We start from the raw sequence: 13,910 nt of genomic DNA on the forward strand, positions 1-13,910 counted from the left end.
GATCTTCCGCGCTCCGGCTGCGAAGGTGGAACTGTCGGTCATCGCGGCCGGCGAGAACTTGATCGAATTTCGTGCAGCCGCGCGAGTTCGCCTGAGGTCGAGGAGGCGAAAGCGATGACGGATGCTGGTTCCAGCACGGCCCGCGCCAAGTCGGTGCCGGCCGACATGCCCAAATCTGTCGTGGTCGTGGTGGGCAGCCTGGTGGTGCTGCTTCTCGGCTTCCTGCTGCTGAGATCCATGTCCACGGAGGACGTTGAAATCGCAGGGTTACCGGACCATCCGATCGTGCCCGCCGAGGTGGGTTCGATCCAGATCCGGACCGGCAGCACCGATGGGGTGCGCGTACTGATCGACGGCAGGGAAGTTCCGACGGTCGACCAGCAAGGCGCACGAGCGGTGCAGGTGGCGGGCGTGCCGGACGGGCCGCACGAGTTGCGCGTCGTGGTGCCGCGCAGCCCGTCCTGGCTCGGTTCGGTCACCATCACCCGGATGTTCACAGTGGACAGTGTGCCGCCTGTGCTGCAGGTCGAGGACTCGCTGCGGCCGGACGGGCCGGACAAGCCGGTGACGGTCACCGGGACCGTGCAGGACGCCACCCGGGTGGAGGTGGCCGGCAAGCCCGCGGTGCCCGATCCGCAGGGCGGGTTCAGCGCGGTCGTCGACCGGCCGGACCGGGAGGTTCAGGTGGTCGCGACCGACGCGGCGGGCAACCGGGCCGAGCGGACCATGACCGTCCACATCAGACACGCCGGGATGCGCGCGGTGCACCTGACCGGGCTGGCCTGGACCAGCGGCTCGCTGCGCGAACCCGTCCTGGAGATGGCCCGGCAAGGCAAGATCGACACCGTCGAGCTGGACCTCAAGGACGAGAGCGGCGAGGTCGTCTACGACTCCGCGGTGCCGATGGCCCACCAGCTCGGCGCGGTCAAGGGCTACTACAACGCGAGGCAGGTCCTCGACCAGTTGCACGGCCTGGGCGTGCGGGTGGTCGGTCGGCTGGTCGCCTTCAAGGACCCGGTGCTGGGCGCGGCGTCCTGGCACGGGGGACACCCGGAGCGGGTCGTGCAGACCGCCGCCGGCCAGCCCTGGACCAGCGGCGCCTACGGCAGCTACGCGTTCACCAACTTCGCCGATCCCGTGGTCGTCCGGTACAACATCGACCTCGCCGCCGAAGCCGCCGAGCTGGGCTTCGACGACGTCCTCTACGACTACGTGCGGCGGCCCGACGGGCACATCGAGCAGATGCGCATCCCGGGCCTGACCACCACGCCGGAGGCCGCGATCGCCGACTTCCTGCGGCAGACCCAGACCGAGGTGCGGTCGCGGGGCGCGCTGCTGGGCGCGTCGGTGTTCGGCATCTCGGTGGACCGGCCGACCGAGATCGCCCAGGACATCCGGCAGATCTCGCGGTACGTGGACTACGTCTCGCCGATGGTGTACCCGTCGCACTGGGCTCCGGGGGAGTTCGGCGTCGGCAACCCCAACTCCCAGCCCTACGACATCGTGGTGCGTTCGCTGGCGGCGTTCGCCAAGGCGGTCGAGGGCACGGACGTGCAGATCATCCCGTGGCTGCAGGACTTCAGCCTCGGCGTCAGCTACGGCCCGGGCGAGGTGTCGGCGCAGATCAACGCGGCGCGGGCCAACGGCATGAACTCGTTCCTGCTCTGGGCCCCCAACTGCCGCTACCACGACACCGCCCTCGGCCCGACGGGCTAGGACGCGAATTCCTCGCGGAATTGCGCTCCGGCGCGGCAAAAGCTTGCCATGGCGCTGTTGTATTGGGGGCGCAGACTGGGCAGAGTATGCGGCGTTGTCGATGTTGGAGGTGGCGATGCCCGCGAGGCCCGTTCGACTCACCCTGGGTGTGATCACCGCGTGCGCCCTTGTCGCGCCGATGGCCCAGGCGGCCCCGGGCGGGCCACCTGAGCCGCCGAAGCAGGCCGAGGCGATCGGCTTCGGCGGTGCCGTGTCCAGCGTCGACCCGTACGCGACGCAGGCCGGGATCGAGGTGCTCCGGCGCGGCGGCACCGCCACCGACGCGGCGGTCGCGGTCGCTGCGGCCTTGGGCGTCACCGAGCCTTACTCGGCCGGCGTCGGCGGTGGCGGCTTCTTCGTGCACTACGACGCCAAGACCGGCGCGGTCGAGACGATCGACGGGCGGGAGACCGCGCCCGCCGCCGCCCGCGAGGACATGTTCGTGGAGAGCGGCAAGCCGATCCCGTTCGACCAGGCGGTCACCAGCGGGCTCGGCGTCGGCGTGCCCGGCACCCTGATGACCTGGCAGGCGGCGCTGGACCACTGGGGCAACAAGGACCTCGCCGAGGTGCTGCGCCCGGCCGAGCAGCTGGCCCGCAAGGGCTTCGTCGTCGACGAGACGTTCCGCCAGCAGACCGAGGAGAACCAGGAGCGCTTCAGCGCCTTCCCGGCGACCCGCGACCTGTTCCTGCCGGGCGGGAAGCTCCCCGAGGTCGGCAGCGTGCTGCGCAACCCCGACCTCGCCCGCACCTACCGGGCGCTGGCCACCGAAGGCATCCGCGCGCTGTACAACGGCGAGATCGGCGCCGACGTGGTCAAGGCGGTGAACCAGCCGCCGGCCGACCCGGCCGCGAACCGCCAGGTTCGTCCCGGTGGCATGACGGTCGACGACCTGAGCGACTACCGGACCAACGAGCAGGCGCCGACCCACGTGACCTACCGCGGGCTCGACGTCTACGGCATGGCCCCGGTCAGCTCGGGCGGCACGACCGTCGGCGAAGCGCTGAAGATCCTGGAGCGTACCGACCTCGCCGGCGCCGACAAGACCGCGTACCTGCACCGGTTCCTGGAGTCGAGCAAGATCGGCTTCGCCGACCGCAACCGCTGGGTGGGCGACCCGGAGTTCAACGACGTGCCCACCGACGAACTGCTCAGCGAGGAGTTCGCGGCCTCCCGAGCCTGCCTGATCAGCGACGACGCCGTGCTGCAGACGCCGGTCGCGGCCGGCGATCCGCGCAGCCCGCAGGGCTGCCAGGCGGGCACCTCCGGCGGCGTCGAGCCGTACGAGGGGCCGAACACGACGCACCTGACCGTGGCCGATGCCCAGGGCAACGTGGTGGCCTACACGCTGACCATCGAGCAGACCGGCGGCAGCGGGATCGTGGTGCCCGGTCGTGGCTTCCTGCTGAACAACGAGCTGACCGACTTCAACTTCACCCCGGTCACCCCCGGCCAGCCGGACCCGAACCTGCCTGGTCCGGGCAAGCGCCCGCGCAGCTCGATGAGCCCGACGATCGTGCTGCAGGACGGCAAGCCGCTGCTGGCGGCCGGCAGCCCGGGCGGCGCGACGATCATCACCACGGTCCTGCAGGTGCTCACCGGCCGCCTGGACCGCGGGCTGTCGCTGGTGGACGCCATCGCGGAGCCCCGCGCCTCGCAGCGCAACGCCGCGCAGACCGAGGCGGAGCCGGGATTCCTGGCCCAGCCGGAGGCGGACAAGTTGAAGGCCATCGGCCACCAGTTCAGGACGACCGGCGAGATCGGCTCGGCGACGGGCGTCGAACGGCTGCCCGACGGCCGCTGGGTCGCGGCGGCCGAGCGCGAACGCCGCGGCGGCGGCGCGGCGGCCGTGGTGGTCCCGACCCGCTGAGGCTGCGATTCGCCCGGCAGCTACCCGTGAGCGCTTTTGGGCGCCATGGCACCCAAAAGCGCTCACGGCGTTTGACCAGCGGAAACCGGCGCGCGACGGCCGGTGGCGCGGCGCCGTTGCGGCGGAACTCCCACGCAGGCGACCTGGACCGGGCGACGACTAGACTCGTCGGGTCGCCAATCGTCGACGTCGACATCCCAGGGAGTTCAAGTGACCGTCCAGCCGATCAGACTCTTCGGCGACCCCGTGTTGCGCACCAAAGCCGATGAGGTGGTCGACTTCGACAAGGAGCTGCGCACCCTCGTTCAGGACCTGTGGGACACCATGCAGGACCGGGGCGGCGCCGGACTGGCCGCGCCGCAGCTGGGCGTCGGCCTGCGGGTCTTCACCTACCACTGCGACGGGTTCGCCGGGCACCTGGTCAACCCCACGTGGACGGCGGTCGACGACGAGGAGCAGTTCGGCCAGGAGGGCTGCCTCTCCATACCCGGCATGTACTGGGACTGCCTGCGCGCCAAGCACGTGGTGGCCCGCGGCTGGAACATGCACGGCGAACCGGTCGAGGTCGAGGGCACCGACCTGCTCGCCCGGTGCGTCCAGCACGAAACCGACCACCTGGACGGCGTGCTGTTCGTCGACCGGCTCGACGAGCAGACCCGCAAGGCCGCGCTGCGCGAGATCCGCCAGGCCTCGTGGTTCGACGGCAACGCGCCGGTGATCAAGGAAAGCCCGCACCCGCTGTTCGGGGGTCGCTGACATGCGCGTGGTCTTCGCCGGCACGCCCGCCCCCGCGGTCCCCGCGCTGCAGGCGTTGCTGGATTCCGACCGGCACGAGGTCGCCGCGGTGATCACCCGGCCGGACGCCCCGGCCGGGCGCGGCCGCAAGCTGGTGCGTTCCCCCGTCGGGGCCCTCGCCGACGAGCACGGCATCGAGGTGCTCACCCCAGCCCGCGCCGCCGCCCCGGACTTCCTGCAGCGGCTGGAGGAGCTGGCCCCGGACTGCTGCCCGGTGGTGGCCTACGGCGCGCTGCTGCGGGAGAAGGCGCTGGCCATCCCGAAGTTCGGCTGGGTGAACCTGCACTTCTCGCTGCTGCCCGCGTGGCGCGGCGCCGCCCCGGTGCAGGCGGCCATCAAGCACGGCGACGAATTCACCGGGGCCAGCACCTTCCGGCTGGTGCCCGAGCTGGACGCCGGGCCGGTTTACGGCGTGGTGACCGAGCAACTGCGCGCCACCGACACCGCCGGTGAGCTGCTGGACCGGCTCGCGGTCTCCGGTGCCGGCCTGCTGGCCGCCACCCTGGACGGCATCGAGGACGGCACGCTGCGCGCCGAGGAGCAGCCGAACGACGGCGCCAGCTACGCGCCGAAGGTGACCGTCGAGGACGCCAAGGTCGACTTCGCCGCCCCGGCCGCCGCGGTGGACCGGCTGATCCGGTCGGTCACCCCGGATCCCGGCGCCTGGGCGCTGCTGCGCGACGAGCGGTTCAAGCTCGGCCCGGTGTCCATCGTGGACGACGTGGAAGATGGCCTGGCCCCCGGCGAGATCCGGGTGGAGCGGCGGCGCGTGCTGGTCGGCACCGGGACGTCGGCGGTCGCGCTGGGCGAGGTGCAGGCGGCCGGGAAGAAGCGGATGGCCGCCACCGACTGGGCCCGCGGAACCCGTATCGAGCAAGGAGAACGGCTCAAGTGAACGATCGCCGCCACCGGCCGTCCCGGCCGGCAAAGGCCCGCCCGCCGCAGCGCAAGTCCACCCCGGCCCGGCCGGCGGATATCGACCCGGCGCGCCTCGCCGCGGTAGAGACGCTGCGAGCGGTGCGGGAGCGCGACGCCTACGCCAACCTGGCGCTGCCGCCGCTGCTCAAGCAGCGCCGCATCACCGGCCGGGACGCCGCGCTGGCCACCGAGCTGACCTACGGCACCTGCCGGGCGCAGGGCCTGCTGGACGCCGTCATCGACGAGTGCAGCAACCGGCCGCTGGCCGAGCTGGACCCGAAGCTGCTCGACGCCCTGCGGCTCGGGGTCTACCAGCTACTGCGCACCCGGATCCCGGCGCACGCCGCCGTCGCATCCACTGTGGACATCGTGCGGTTCGAGAACGGCTCCAAGCTGGCCGGTTTCGCCAATGCCGTGATGCGCCGCGCCGCCGAGTCCGATGAGCAGGACTGGGTCGACAAGCTTGCCCCGGCGCGCGCCGAGGACCAGGTCGGCCACCTCGCGATGCGGTACGCGCACCCGCGGTGGATCGCGCAGGCCTTCGCGGATGCGCTCGGCGTCGACGAGCTGGAGGCGGCGCTGGCCGCCGACGACGCCCGGCCGGCGGTGCACCTGACCGCGCGCCCTGGCGAGATCAGCGCCGACGAGCTCGCCGCGATCACCGGCGGCGACCCCGCGCCGTACTCGCCGTACGGGGTGCGGCTGGAGGCGGGCGCGGGCGACCCCGGCGACCTGGAGCCGGTGCAGGAGGGCTTCGCCTCGGTTCAGGACGAAGGCAGCCAGCTGGCGGCGCTCGCGCTGACCCGGCCGGAGGTCGAGGGCTCGGACCTGCGCTGGCTGGACCTGTGCGCCGGGCCCGGCGGCAAGGCCAACCTGCTCGGTTCGCTGGTCACCCTCGACGGCGGCTCGCTCGACGCCGTCGAGCAGGCGCCGCACCGCGCTGACCTGGTGCGCAAGGCCACCGAGGGGCTCTCGGTGTCGGTGCACGTGGCCGACGGCCGCGACCCTGGCCTGGAGCCCGGCTTCGACCGCGTGCTGGTGGATGCTCCGTGCACCGGGCTGGGAGCGCTGCGGCGTCGCCCGGAGGCGCGGTGGCGGCGGCAGCCGTCGGACGTCGGGGAGCTAACGAAGTTGCAGCGCGACCTGCTGATCTCGGCGATCAAGCTGACCCGCCCGGGCGGCGTGGTGGCGTACGTCGTGTGCTCGCCGCACCTGCCGGAGACCGCGGGCGTGGTGTCCGACGTCGTGCGCCGCACCGGGGTCGAGCAGCTGGATGCGCGTCAGTACTTCCCGGACGTGCCGGACCTGGGCGACGGGCCGGGCGTGCAGCTCTGGCCGCACCGTCATGGGACCGACGCGATGTACTGCGCCCTGCTGCGGGTGCCGAGCTGACCAGTCGAAGCAGGCGAGGGGCACCCGCAACCGGGGTCGCGGGTGCCCCTCGCCCAGCCGCGAACGTGCGAGGTGGGAAGTGTCCGAAGTGGACTACTGGCGTTGGTTGGCCGTTGCGGCCGACGAGGCGAAGGCGGGGCTCGCCGAGGGCGGAATTCCCATCGGTGCCGCGCTGATCGGCGCTGACGGGCAAGTGCTCGGGAGCGGCCACAACCGCCGGGTGCAGGACGACGACCCGTCGGTACACGGCGAGACGGCGGCCTTCCGCAACGCCGGGCGGCAGCGCACCTACGCGGGGACCACCATGGTGACCACGCTGTCGCCCTGCTGGTACTGCAGCGGATTGGTGCGCCAGTTCGGGATCGGGCGGGTCGTCATCGGCGAGGCCCGGAACTTCCACGGCGGCCACGACTGGCTGGCCGGGAACGGCGTCGAGGTCGTGCTCCTCGACGACCCCGAGTGCACCAGGCTGATGGCCGACTTCATCGAGGCCAATCCCCGCCTCTGGTACGAGGACATCGGCGAGGACGCGCAGTGACCGGTCGGTTGACCCGCGAATGCTGGCGACTGTTGCCACGGATTTTCCATCATTGATTGAAGGCCAACGCACGTGACAGTCGAACACGCGGTGGCGGCCGGCGATAGTCGACTGGTGCTGGACCAGGTGGACCAGATGCGTTAGGCAGGTCAGCGTTTGGACCGCCCTGGTCCACCCTGGTCCATGCGGACCAGGGTGGACCAGCGGTCCATACGCCTGGTCCACGCCGGTGGTCCAGGCGCAACCGGGCTCCCGGCTGTCTGCCGAGAGCCCGGTGCTGTTACTCGCGGTCACTGCGCTCGGAGTCGGTCGGCGGCCTCGCGCAGGTCCTTGATCCACCAGTCGCGGGGCCGAGGACCGTCGGAGACCCGGGGGCGCTGCTGCGGGAGGTTGAACGGGTCGGCGTCCAGAGTTCGCCTGAGTTCGGCGGCCGACGTTCCGGCCCACTGGGCTGCGACTGTGTCCTTGGCGAAGTCGCCATCGTGGCCGGCGAGCTGGGCCACGATGGGTGGCCAGCGGCTCGGGACCGAAGGAGCAGCTGGCGGGTTCTGGAACTCGATGTTGATGATCCGCTCGAGCGCGCCAGGGTGCGGGTCCTTCGAGCTGGAAGTCGAGGTCGATGCCGAAGGCGCCGACGCCGAACGCTTTCAGCGTCACATGAGCGGGGATGTGGACGGCGAACCGGAACGGCGAGAACTGGAACAGGCCGTCGAACCCGAGGTGGCCTTCGACGCCGAAACCGCTGTACCTGCTCGACGGCGACCGCTTCGACGAGGCGCGGCCGGCACCGGACGTTCCCGGCACGGTCGAGTACGCCCACTGGTCGCCGGACGGAGGCAAGGTGCTACTCGGGGTGGCCGGGCTCGGCGCCGACCTCTCCCGCGGGCAGGGATCGGGCACGTACTCGAAGCAGGTCCGGGAGCGGCCCGCGTGGTTCCCGGAGGTCGAGGACGGGACCAACGACGCCGGGTGGCGGAGCTTGTGGGTCTACACCGTCGCGACCGGCGAGCTGGCTCAGGTGTCCCCGGCGGGGCTGAACTGCTGGGAAGCCGGGTGGTGCGGTCCCGGCCGGGTCGCGACGATCCGTCCGGCGCACCGGGGGAGGACGGGTGGTACACCGCGCACCTGAGCCTGATCGACCTCAGCGGGGATGCCCGGAAGCTGCTCGGCAGCGATGTGCAGCTGGGGCTGCCGACCGGTTCCCCGGACGGCAGGTGGGTGACGGTGGTCGAGGCCGTCTGCAGCGACCGGTGGCTGGTCGCGGGGGACGTGCTGCTCGTCGACGCGGCGACCGGGGCCGTGCGGCGGATCGACACGCGGGGCACAGACGTCACGCAGCTGGAGTGGATCGACTCCGAGCGCCTCGGCTACGTCGGGCTGCGCCGGCTCGATTCGGTCGCCGGGGTCGTCGCGATTCCCGACGGCGAGGTCGAAGAGGTGTTGTCGACGGAGCTGTCGTGCTGTGCCGGCGGGTTTCTCCCGCAAGGCGCGTTCACGGCGGACGGCCGCGTCCTGACCGTGCAGGACCTCCTACGAGCTGGCGCCGCGGCTGGTGCTGAGCGGTTCGCGGCCGCTCGCGTCGGTGGCTCACCCGGGGACCGAGTTCCTCCGCTCGGTGGCGGGTTCGGCCGAGGCCGTGACCTGGACGGCGCCGGACGGGCTGGAGATCGACGGGATCCTGTGCCGTCCGGCGGGCGACGGTCCGTTCCCGCTGGTCATGAGCATCCACGGCGGCCCGATCCGGGCGTACCAGAACTCCTGGTCGATGCGCTACGCGTGGGTTCCGCTGCTGGTGGAGCAGGGCTACGCGGTGCTCAGCCCGAACCCGCGCGGCAGCTCGGGCCGCGGGCAGGAGTTCGCCGGGCGCGTTGTCGGCGACATGGGCACGTTGCCCGGCGAACCCAGGGAGAGCCACGGCTTTCCGTCGCGCAGGACCATCGTGTTGGACAGGATCGAGCGCATCCGGCCCCCGCCGGCCACCCAGCCCTCGATGGGGGAGAGCAGGCTGTTCATCGCGTGGCTGCCGACCATCGGCACGCCGCCGACGACCTCGCCGGGGATGCCGCCGCTCTGCAGCGTGTTCATCATCTGCACCCAGTTGCCGTGCTCGTCGACGACGGTCAGCTCGCAGCTGCCGGCGGGCTGCTTGGACGCCCCCGAAGCGGCCATGGCGGGCACCCCGCGGGTCAGCTTGACGTGCTCGGAGAGGTCGACGCGCGCCTTGGCGTTGCGCAGGATGTCGGCGAAGCCCTTGATCAGCGCGGGCGAGGTGAGCGGGCCGGTCGTGTCGCCGAAGACGCCGGGGTCGTTGAGGATTCCCGTCTCGAGCGTGGCGCGGCGCAACGCGTGGGCGAGGTAGTAGAGCGCCTCGGCGTTGTCCGACCAGTGCCCGATCGAAGTGATGTCGAGCTCGTCGAGGATGCCCAGCACGATCTGGCAGTAGATGCCCTGTCGCTCGGGTGCCGACTGCTGCACGACCGTGGAACCCTTGTGCTCCCACCGGTGCCCTGAGGACCACCGCGGCGGGATCGCCGTCAGGTTCTCCAGTTTCACGCCCCAGCCGAGCTCGTTGCCGCGCGCCACGAAGTCCTGCGCCCACTTGCCGGTCAGGAAGTGGTCCGGGCCTTCGGCCGCGAGGAGGCGCATCGTCTCGGCCAGCTCCGGCGACGCCCACCGGTCGCCGACCTGCGGCAGGTGCCCATTCGGCGTGAAGTGCTTGCGGCCGGACTCGGTGTAGAGGAAGAAGTCGACGGTCTGCGCCATCACGAGGTGCTCGAACGACGTCACTTCGTGGCCTTCTTCGGCCCAGTGGACCGCGGACTCGCACAGCCGGGCCCAGGGGAGGGTCGCGAAACGCTCGTAGAGCGCCTTCATACCCGGCATGAAGCCCGGCGCGACGGCGCGCGGCGTCCCGGCGCCGCCGCGTAGAGGCTCTTGCCCATCGGGATCGGGGCGAAGGGCGCGAGGCCCGGCACGATCGTGCCCATGCTGTTCAGCTCGGCGACTTCGCCGGTCTTCGCGTCGTAGACGAGCGCGGTGACCGTTCCGGTGTGGTTGGTCATGTCCTGCTGGACGACGGCCTGCACCAGGTTGCCGGCGATCGCGGCGTCGACGGCGTTGCCGCCCGCGCGCAGCGTGTCGAGCATGGTGTCGGTGACGATCCGGTGCTGGCTCGAAGCCACGGCCTGTCGGCCGGTCACGGGCTCCTTCGGGCCGACCCGGCCCTGGCCGGTTGCCGTAGCGGTGGTCATGGTCCTCCTCGGGTGGTTGGTCGGCGCTCGGGGTGCCGGGGCGTCACGCCCAGCTGTTTCATAACGAAGGCGAGCCACGAGGTGTGTTCCTCGATGGCCACGTCCTTGTCCGTGGCCCAGCCGTGGCCGACGTCGCGCCAGACCCGCAGCAGGACGGGGTTCGGGCCGGCGGTCGCGGCCTGCACGCGAGCGGCGAACTTGCGGGCGTGCCACGGCGGGCACCGCGGGTCGGTGTCGCCGGCGTCGAGGTAGATCGCGGGGTAGTCGACGCCGTCCCGGACGAGGTGGTACGGCGAAAGCGACGCGAGCCGCCGGACGTCGTCCGGGTCGTCGAGGTCGGCCAGCTCGAGGTTGACGATGTAGCGCCCGTACCCCTGCCGGGTCGCCCCGATGGCGTCCAGGAACGGGACCCGCGGCACGGACACCGCCCACAGCGCCGGCCGGAGCATGGCGGCCGCCCCGGCCATCAGCCCGCCGTTGGACCCGCCGACCACGGCGAGCAGGCCGGGACTCGTGACCCCGGTGGCGACGAGGTCCTCGGCGATGGCGTGCAGGTCCTCGTAGCAGTTCTTCTTGTTCTTCTGCCGGCCCTGTTCCCACCACTCGCGGCCGAACTCTCCGCCACCCCGCAGGTGGACGTGCACCAGGACGCCGCCGCCGTCCACGAAGGACGACATCGGGCCGAGGAAGACCGGGTGCCACGGCGCGTTGAACCCGCCGTAGCCGAAGACGAGCGTCGACCGGGGGCGGTTGAGCCGCACGTCCTCGCGCCGGACGAGGTGGTACGGGACCCGGGTCCCGTCCGGTGACGTGGCCCAGCCGTCTTCGACCACGGCGTCCGGAATGGACGTCCGGGGCGCGAACAGCGTGTCCAAAGTGGACCCGGGTCGGTGCCGGTAGTAGCCGGCCGACGTCGTCAGGGAGGTGAAGGCGAAGGCGTATTCGTCGTCGAGGCCTTCGGGGTACAGTGCCATCAACGGGAACGGCAGCTCGACCACCGCTCCGCGCCCGGGCAGCGGCACGTGCCCGGTGAGCTCGCCGTCGAGCGTGAAGATCCGGACCTGGCTGTAGGTGTCGTCCAGCCCGAGGACGTAGAGGTGACCACCGACCGGTGTCACCGACCGGAGCGCGACGCCGGATTCGGGCACTACTTCATCCCAGGTCGACGGGTCCGAGGGCGTGGGGTTGTCCAGCGCGATCGCGACCACCCGGCCGCGGGGCGCGCCGAAGTCGGAGACGGCGATCCACCGGTCGCCGACGAGGTGCCCGTACAGGCTGCCGACGGACGCGTCGGTGATGAACGGCCGCCAGGCCGGTTCGGGGGAGCCGTCCAGGTCGGCCACCGCGACCGGGATCGGCGCCAGCAGGTGCTGGACGGCGATCGCGCGCTTCCCGTCGGTGGAGAACACCACGGTCCGGTAGTCCTGGTCGGGCAGCCACGGCGCGTCGACCTTCGTGGCCTGCCCCGAGTCGGGGCGGTACAGCAGGACTTCGTGCTGCAGGTCGGTGTTCGCGCCCACCATGCCGGTGAACACGAACCCGCTGGAATCGGGCAGCCACCGCGCGCCGCCGGTCCAGTTGTCGAGCAGCGGCTGGGCAGGCGCGGGCAGCCGTTCGCCGCTTTCGGCGTCGATCAGGCGGATGGTGTTGCGTTCGCTGCCGTCGTCGCAGACACCGACGGCGACGTACCGGCCGTCCGGCGAAGCGGTCACCCAGGAGACGAACGGCGGCCGCTCCGGGTTCTCCTCGGCCGCGTCGAAGAGCACCTCGCCGTCGCCGAAGCGCTCGTCGGAGAGCACCACCCGCGCCTGCGTCGCGCCATCGGGGATCTCGCTGCGCACCCAGCGCCGCCCGGCCGGCGAGGGATACGATCCGGACCGTGCGGTGAAGAAGTGCCGGACGCTCTGCCGCAGCGTGTCGAAGTGCGGCCAGTCCCGGACGTACGCGTCGGCCAGCTCGGCTTGCTCGTCCTGCCACCGGTCGACTTCCGCGGTGCGCTCCTCCAGCCAGTGGTACGGGTCGGGGAAGTCGACGCCGGCCACCCGGACGACGTCGTCCACGGTGCGGGTCTCGGGATATCGGAACGGCACGGGGGTTCCCTTCTGCCTGTCGGGAGGGATCAGCGGATGTCCTTGACGACGCGGCCGCGCTGGACCACGACCTCGACCTGGCCGGGGTCGTCGAAGACGAGCGGGTCCGCCAGCGGGTCGCTCCCGAACACGGTCAGGTCCGCGACCTTGCCGGGCTCGATCGTGCCGACCTCGCCGTCGATCCGCAGCACGCGGGCGTTGTCCCGGGTCGCCGAGACGAGGGCGTGCATCGGAGACTCGATTTCGCTGCGCAGCACGAGCTCGTACCCCCGGTGGTCCTGCTTCGGCCCGACGTAGTCCGAGCCCGACCCGATGAGCACCCCGGCCGCGCGGGCGGCGCGGATGGCCTCGGCCTGGCCGTCGATGACGTTCCCGACGCGGTCACCGATGTGCGCGGGCAACCCGGCCTCGGTCGAGTCCTTGAGGAGGGCGTGCGCCACCGCGAGCGTGGGCACCAGTGCGACGCCCTTCTCGGCCATGAGCGCGGCCATCTCCGCGTCGATCGCGGAACCGTGTTCGACGCATTTCGCACCGGCCTCGATGGCCGTGCGCAGGCCGGCGTTGTTGTGGGCGTGGACCGTCACGTAGGTGCCGCGCGCTCGCGCTTCGGTCACGGCGGCGGCGATTTCGTCGTAGGTGAACTGGGTGTCGGTGAGCTTGTCGTGGCGGGACACGACGCCGCCGGTGACGCACATCTTGAGGAAGCCGGCGCCGCGGCGGAACGCCTCCCGCGCGTTGCGTCGCACGGCGTCCGGGCCGTCGGAGAGCAGGGACAGCGTCAGCAGGCCGGGGATCTGGCGGGCGTCCCAGTCTTCCGCGGAATCCCACTCCGCGCCGAGGTAGCCGTGCCCGCCGGTCTGCGCGAGGATGGGTCCACAGTGGATGATGCGCGGGCCGGGGATCCGGCCGTCCGCGACGACCCGGGCGATGCCGTCGTCCACGCCGCCGGTGTCCCGGACGGTCGTGAAGCCCGACTCGAGCGTCCGGCGGCAGTTGACGAACATGTCGGCGGCGATCTCCGCGACGGACAGCTGCCGGGACGTGCTCAGCTTGTCCAGGTCACTGGACAGGCCCAGGTGCACGTGCGCGTCGATGAGACCAGGCGTGAGGTACAGGCCGGTGAGATCCACGACGTCCGCCCCGGCCGGCGGCGTGCCGCCCAGTGCCGAGATCCGGCCGTTCTCGACGAGGACGGCCTGCCCCGGGACCGGATCCGCGCCGGTCCCGTCGATGACGGTCGCTCCTGCGAGCCACATGACGTACTCCCGTCCGTGCGTGGGTGATTCCGACCACTCTCGGCC

12 protein-coding genes and 2 pseudogenes are annotated in these 13,910 nt (G+C 71.8%); 8 read left to right on the forward strand and 6 right to left on the reverse strand.

Going from position 1 to position 13,910, the window contains the following annotated elements; all coding sequences use genetic code 11:
- Window positions 1-114 precede the first annotated feature (114 nt).
- The 6 genes from DL519_RS40955 to DL519_RS40980 all read left to right on the forward strand — a co-directional run bounded on the left by DL519_RS40955 (window position 115) and on the right by DL519_RS40980 (window position 7,268).
- Entirely contained in the window at window positions 115-1,716 is a 1,602-nt protein-coding gene (locus DL519_RS40955) for a putative glycoside hydrolase (protein WP_190822933.1), read from the forward strand.
- Window positions 1,717-1,831: 115 nt separating this feature from the next.
- Window positions 1,832-3,625, forward strand: a complete 1,794-nt coding sequence (gene ggt, locus DL519_RS40960) for a gamma-glutamyltransferase (RefSeq protein ID WP_190822936.1) — start codon at window positions 1,832-1,834, stop codon at window positions 3,623-3,625.
- A gap of 210 nt (window positions 3,626-3,835) precedes the next feature.
- The gene (def, locus tag DL519_RS40965) at window positions 3,836-4,381 is read left to right on the forward strand and encodes a peptide deformylase (protein ID WP_190822938.1); all 546 of its coding nucleotides are present in this window, start codon (window positions 3,836-3,838) and stop codon (window positions 4,379-4,381) included.
- Between the two features lies 1 nt (window position 4,382).
- On the forward strand, window positions 4,383-5,315 hold the full coding sequence (fmt, locus tag DL519_RS40970) for a methionyl-tRNA formyltransferase (RefSeq protein ID WP_190822940.1): 933 nt from the start codon (window positions 4,383-4,385) through the stop codon (window positions 5,313-5,315).
- A complete protein-coding gene (locus tag DL519_RS40975; protein ID WP_190822941.1) occupies window positions 5,312-6,730 on the forward strand; it encodes an RsmB/NOP family class I SAM-dependent RNA methyltransferase in 1,419 nt (472 codons plus the stop codon). The genes fmt and DL519_RS40975 overlap by 4 nt, the downstream gene beginning before the upstream one ends.
- 79 nt (window positions 6,731-6,809) lie before the next feature.
- Window positions 6,810-7,268 (forward strand): nucleoside deaminase, encoded by a 459-nt coding sequence (locus tag DL519_RS40980; RefSeq protein ID WP_190822943.1) that lies wholly within the window; start codon window positions 6,810-6,812, stop codon window positions 7,266-7,268.
- Between the two features lie 290 nt (window positions 7,269-7,558).
- Here the strand turns inward: DL519_RS40980 and DL519_RS40985 are convergent, their stop codons facing one another.
- Window positions 7,559-7,771, reverse strand: coding sequence for a hypothetical protein (locus DL519_RS40985; protein ID WP_190822945.1), 213 nt, complete (start codon window positions 7,769-7,771; stop codon window positions 7,559-7,561).
- Window positions 7,772-7,802: 31 nt separating this feature from the next.
- Window positions 7,803-7,973: pseudogene (locus DL519_RS49570) on the reverse strand (hypothetical protein); the annotation flags it as partial.
- On the opposite strand from DL519_RS49570, the gene DL519_RS40990 reads away from it, so the two are divergent.
- Together DL519_RS40990 and DL519_RS50595 are read left to right on the forward strand one after the other, a co-directional pair.
- Entirely contained in the window at window positions 7,936-8,397 is a 462-nt protein-coding gene (locus tag DL519_RS40990; protein WP_190822947.1) for a hypothetical protein, read from the forward strand. The pseudogene DL519_RS49570 and the gene DL519_RS40990 overlap by 38 nt on opposite strands.
- Before the next feature lie 636 nt (window positions 8,398-9,033).
- Window positions 9,034-9,105, forward strand: a pseudogene (locus tag DL519_RS50595) (hypothetical protein); the annotation flags it as partial.
- Here DL519_RS50595 and DL519_RS40995 read toward each other — a convergent pair.
- From DL519_RS40995 to DL519_RS41005, 4 genes are read right to left on the reverse strand one after another with little or no spacing between them, the layout of a single operon-like run.
- Window positions 9,072-10,151: a gamma-glutamyltransferase gene (locus tag DL519_RS40995; protein ID WP_263399771.1), complete on the reverse strand. Its 1,080-nt coding sequence runs from the start codon at window positions 10,149-10,151 to the stop codon at window positions 9,072-9,074. The pseudogene DL519_RS50595 and the gene DL519_RS40995 sit on opposite strands and share 34 nt — an antisense overlap.
- Complete coding sequence (locus tag DL519_RS49255; RefSeq protein WP_263399772.1) at window positions 10,139-10,519, reverse strand: gamma-glutamyltransferase; 381 nt, start codon at window positions 10,517-10,519, stop codon at window positions 10,139-10,141. The genes DL519_RS40995 and DL519_RS49255 overlap by 13 nt, the downstream gene beginning before the upstream one ends.
- Entirely contained in the window at window positions 10,516-12,609 is a 2,094-nt protein-coding gene (locus DL519_RS41000; protein ID WP_190822949.1) for a prolyl oligopeptidase family serine peptidase, read from the reverse strand. Before DL519_RS41000 ends, DL519_RS49255 begins: the two co-directional genes overlap by 4 nt.
- A 29-nt stretch (window positions 12,610-12,638) precedes the next feature.
- A complete protein-coding gene (locus DL519_RS41005) occupies window positions 12,639-13,865 on the reverse strand; it encodes a metal-dependent hydrolase family protein (RefSeq protein ID WP_190822951.1) in 1,227 nt (408 codons plus the stop codon).
- Between the last annotated feature and the right edge of the window lie 45 nt (window positions 13,866-13,910).

The sequence above is a fragment of the Saccharopolyspora pogona genome (assembly GCF_014697215.1).
Taxonomy (GTDB): Bacteria; Actinomycetota; Actinomycetes; order Mycobacteriales; family Pseudonocardiaceae; genus Saccharopolyspora; species Saccharopolyspora hattusasensis.

Bases quoted from the DNA above. Each gene is read 5' to 3' on its own strand.
- DL519_RS40955 (WP_190822933.1), top strand. From the start codon at position 115: ATGACGGATGCTGGTTCCAGCACGGCCCGCGCCAAGTCGGTGCCGGCC.
- ggt (WP_190822936.1), top strand. From the start codon at position 1,832: ATGCCCGCGAGGCCCGTTCGACTCACCCTGGGTGTGATCACCGCGTGC.
- fmt (WP_190822940.1), top strand. From the start codon at position 4,383: ATGCGCGTGGTCTTCGCCGGCACGCCCGCCCCCGCGGTCCCCGCGCTG.
- DL519_RS40990 (WP_190822947.1), top strand. From the start codon at position 7,936: ATGTGGACGGCGAACCGGAACGGCGAGAACTGGAACAGGCCGTCGAAC.
- DL519_RS40995 (WP_263399771.1), bottom strand. From the start codon at position 10,151: ATGCCGGGTATGAAGGCGCTCTACGAGCGTTTCGCGACCCTCCCCTGG.
- DL519_RS49255 (WP_263399772.1), bottom strand. From the start codon at position 10,519: ATGACCACCGCTACGGCAACCGGCCAGGGCCGGGTCGGCCCGAAGGAG.
- DL519_RS41005 (WP_190822951.1), bottom strand. From the start codon at position 13,865: ATGTGGCTCGCAGGAGCGACCGTCATCGACGGGACCGGCGCGGATCCG.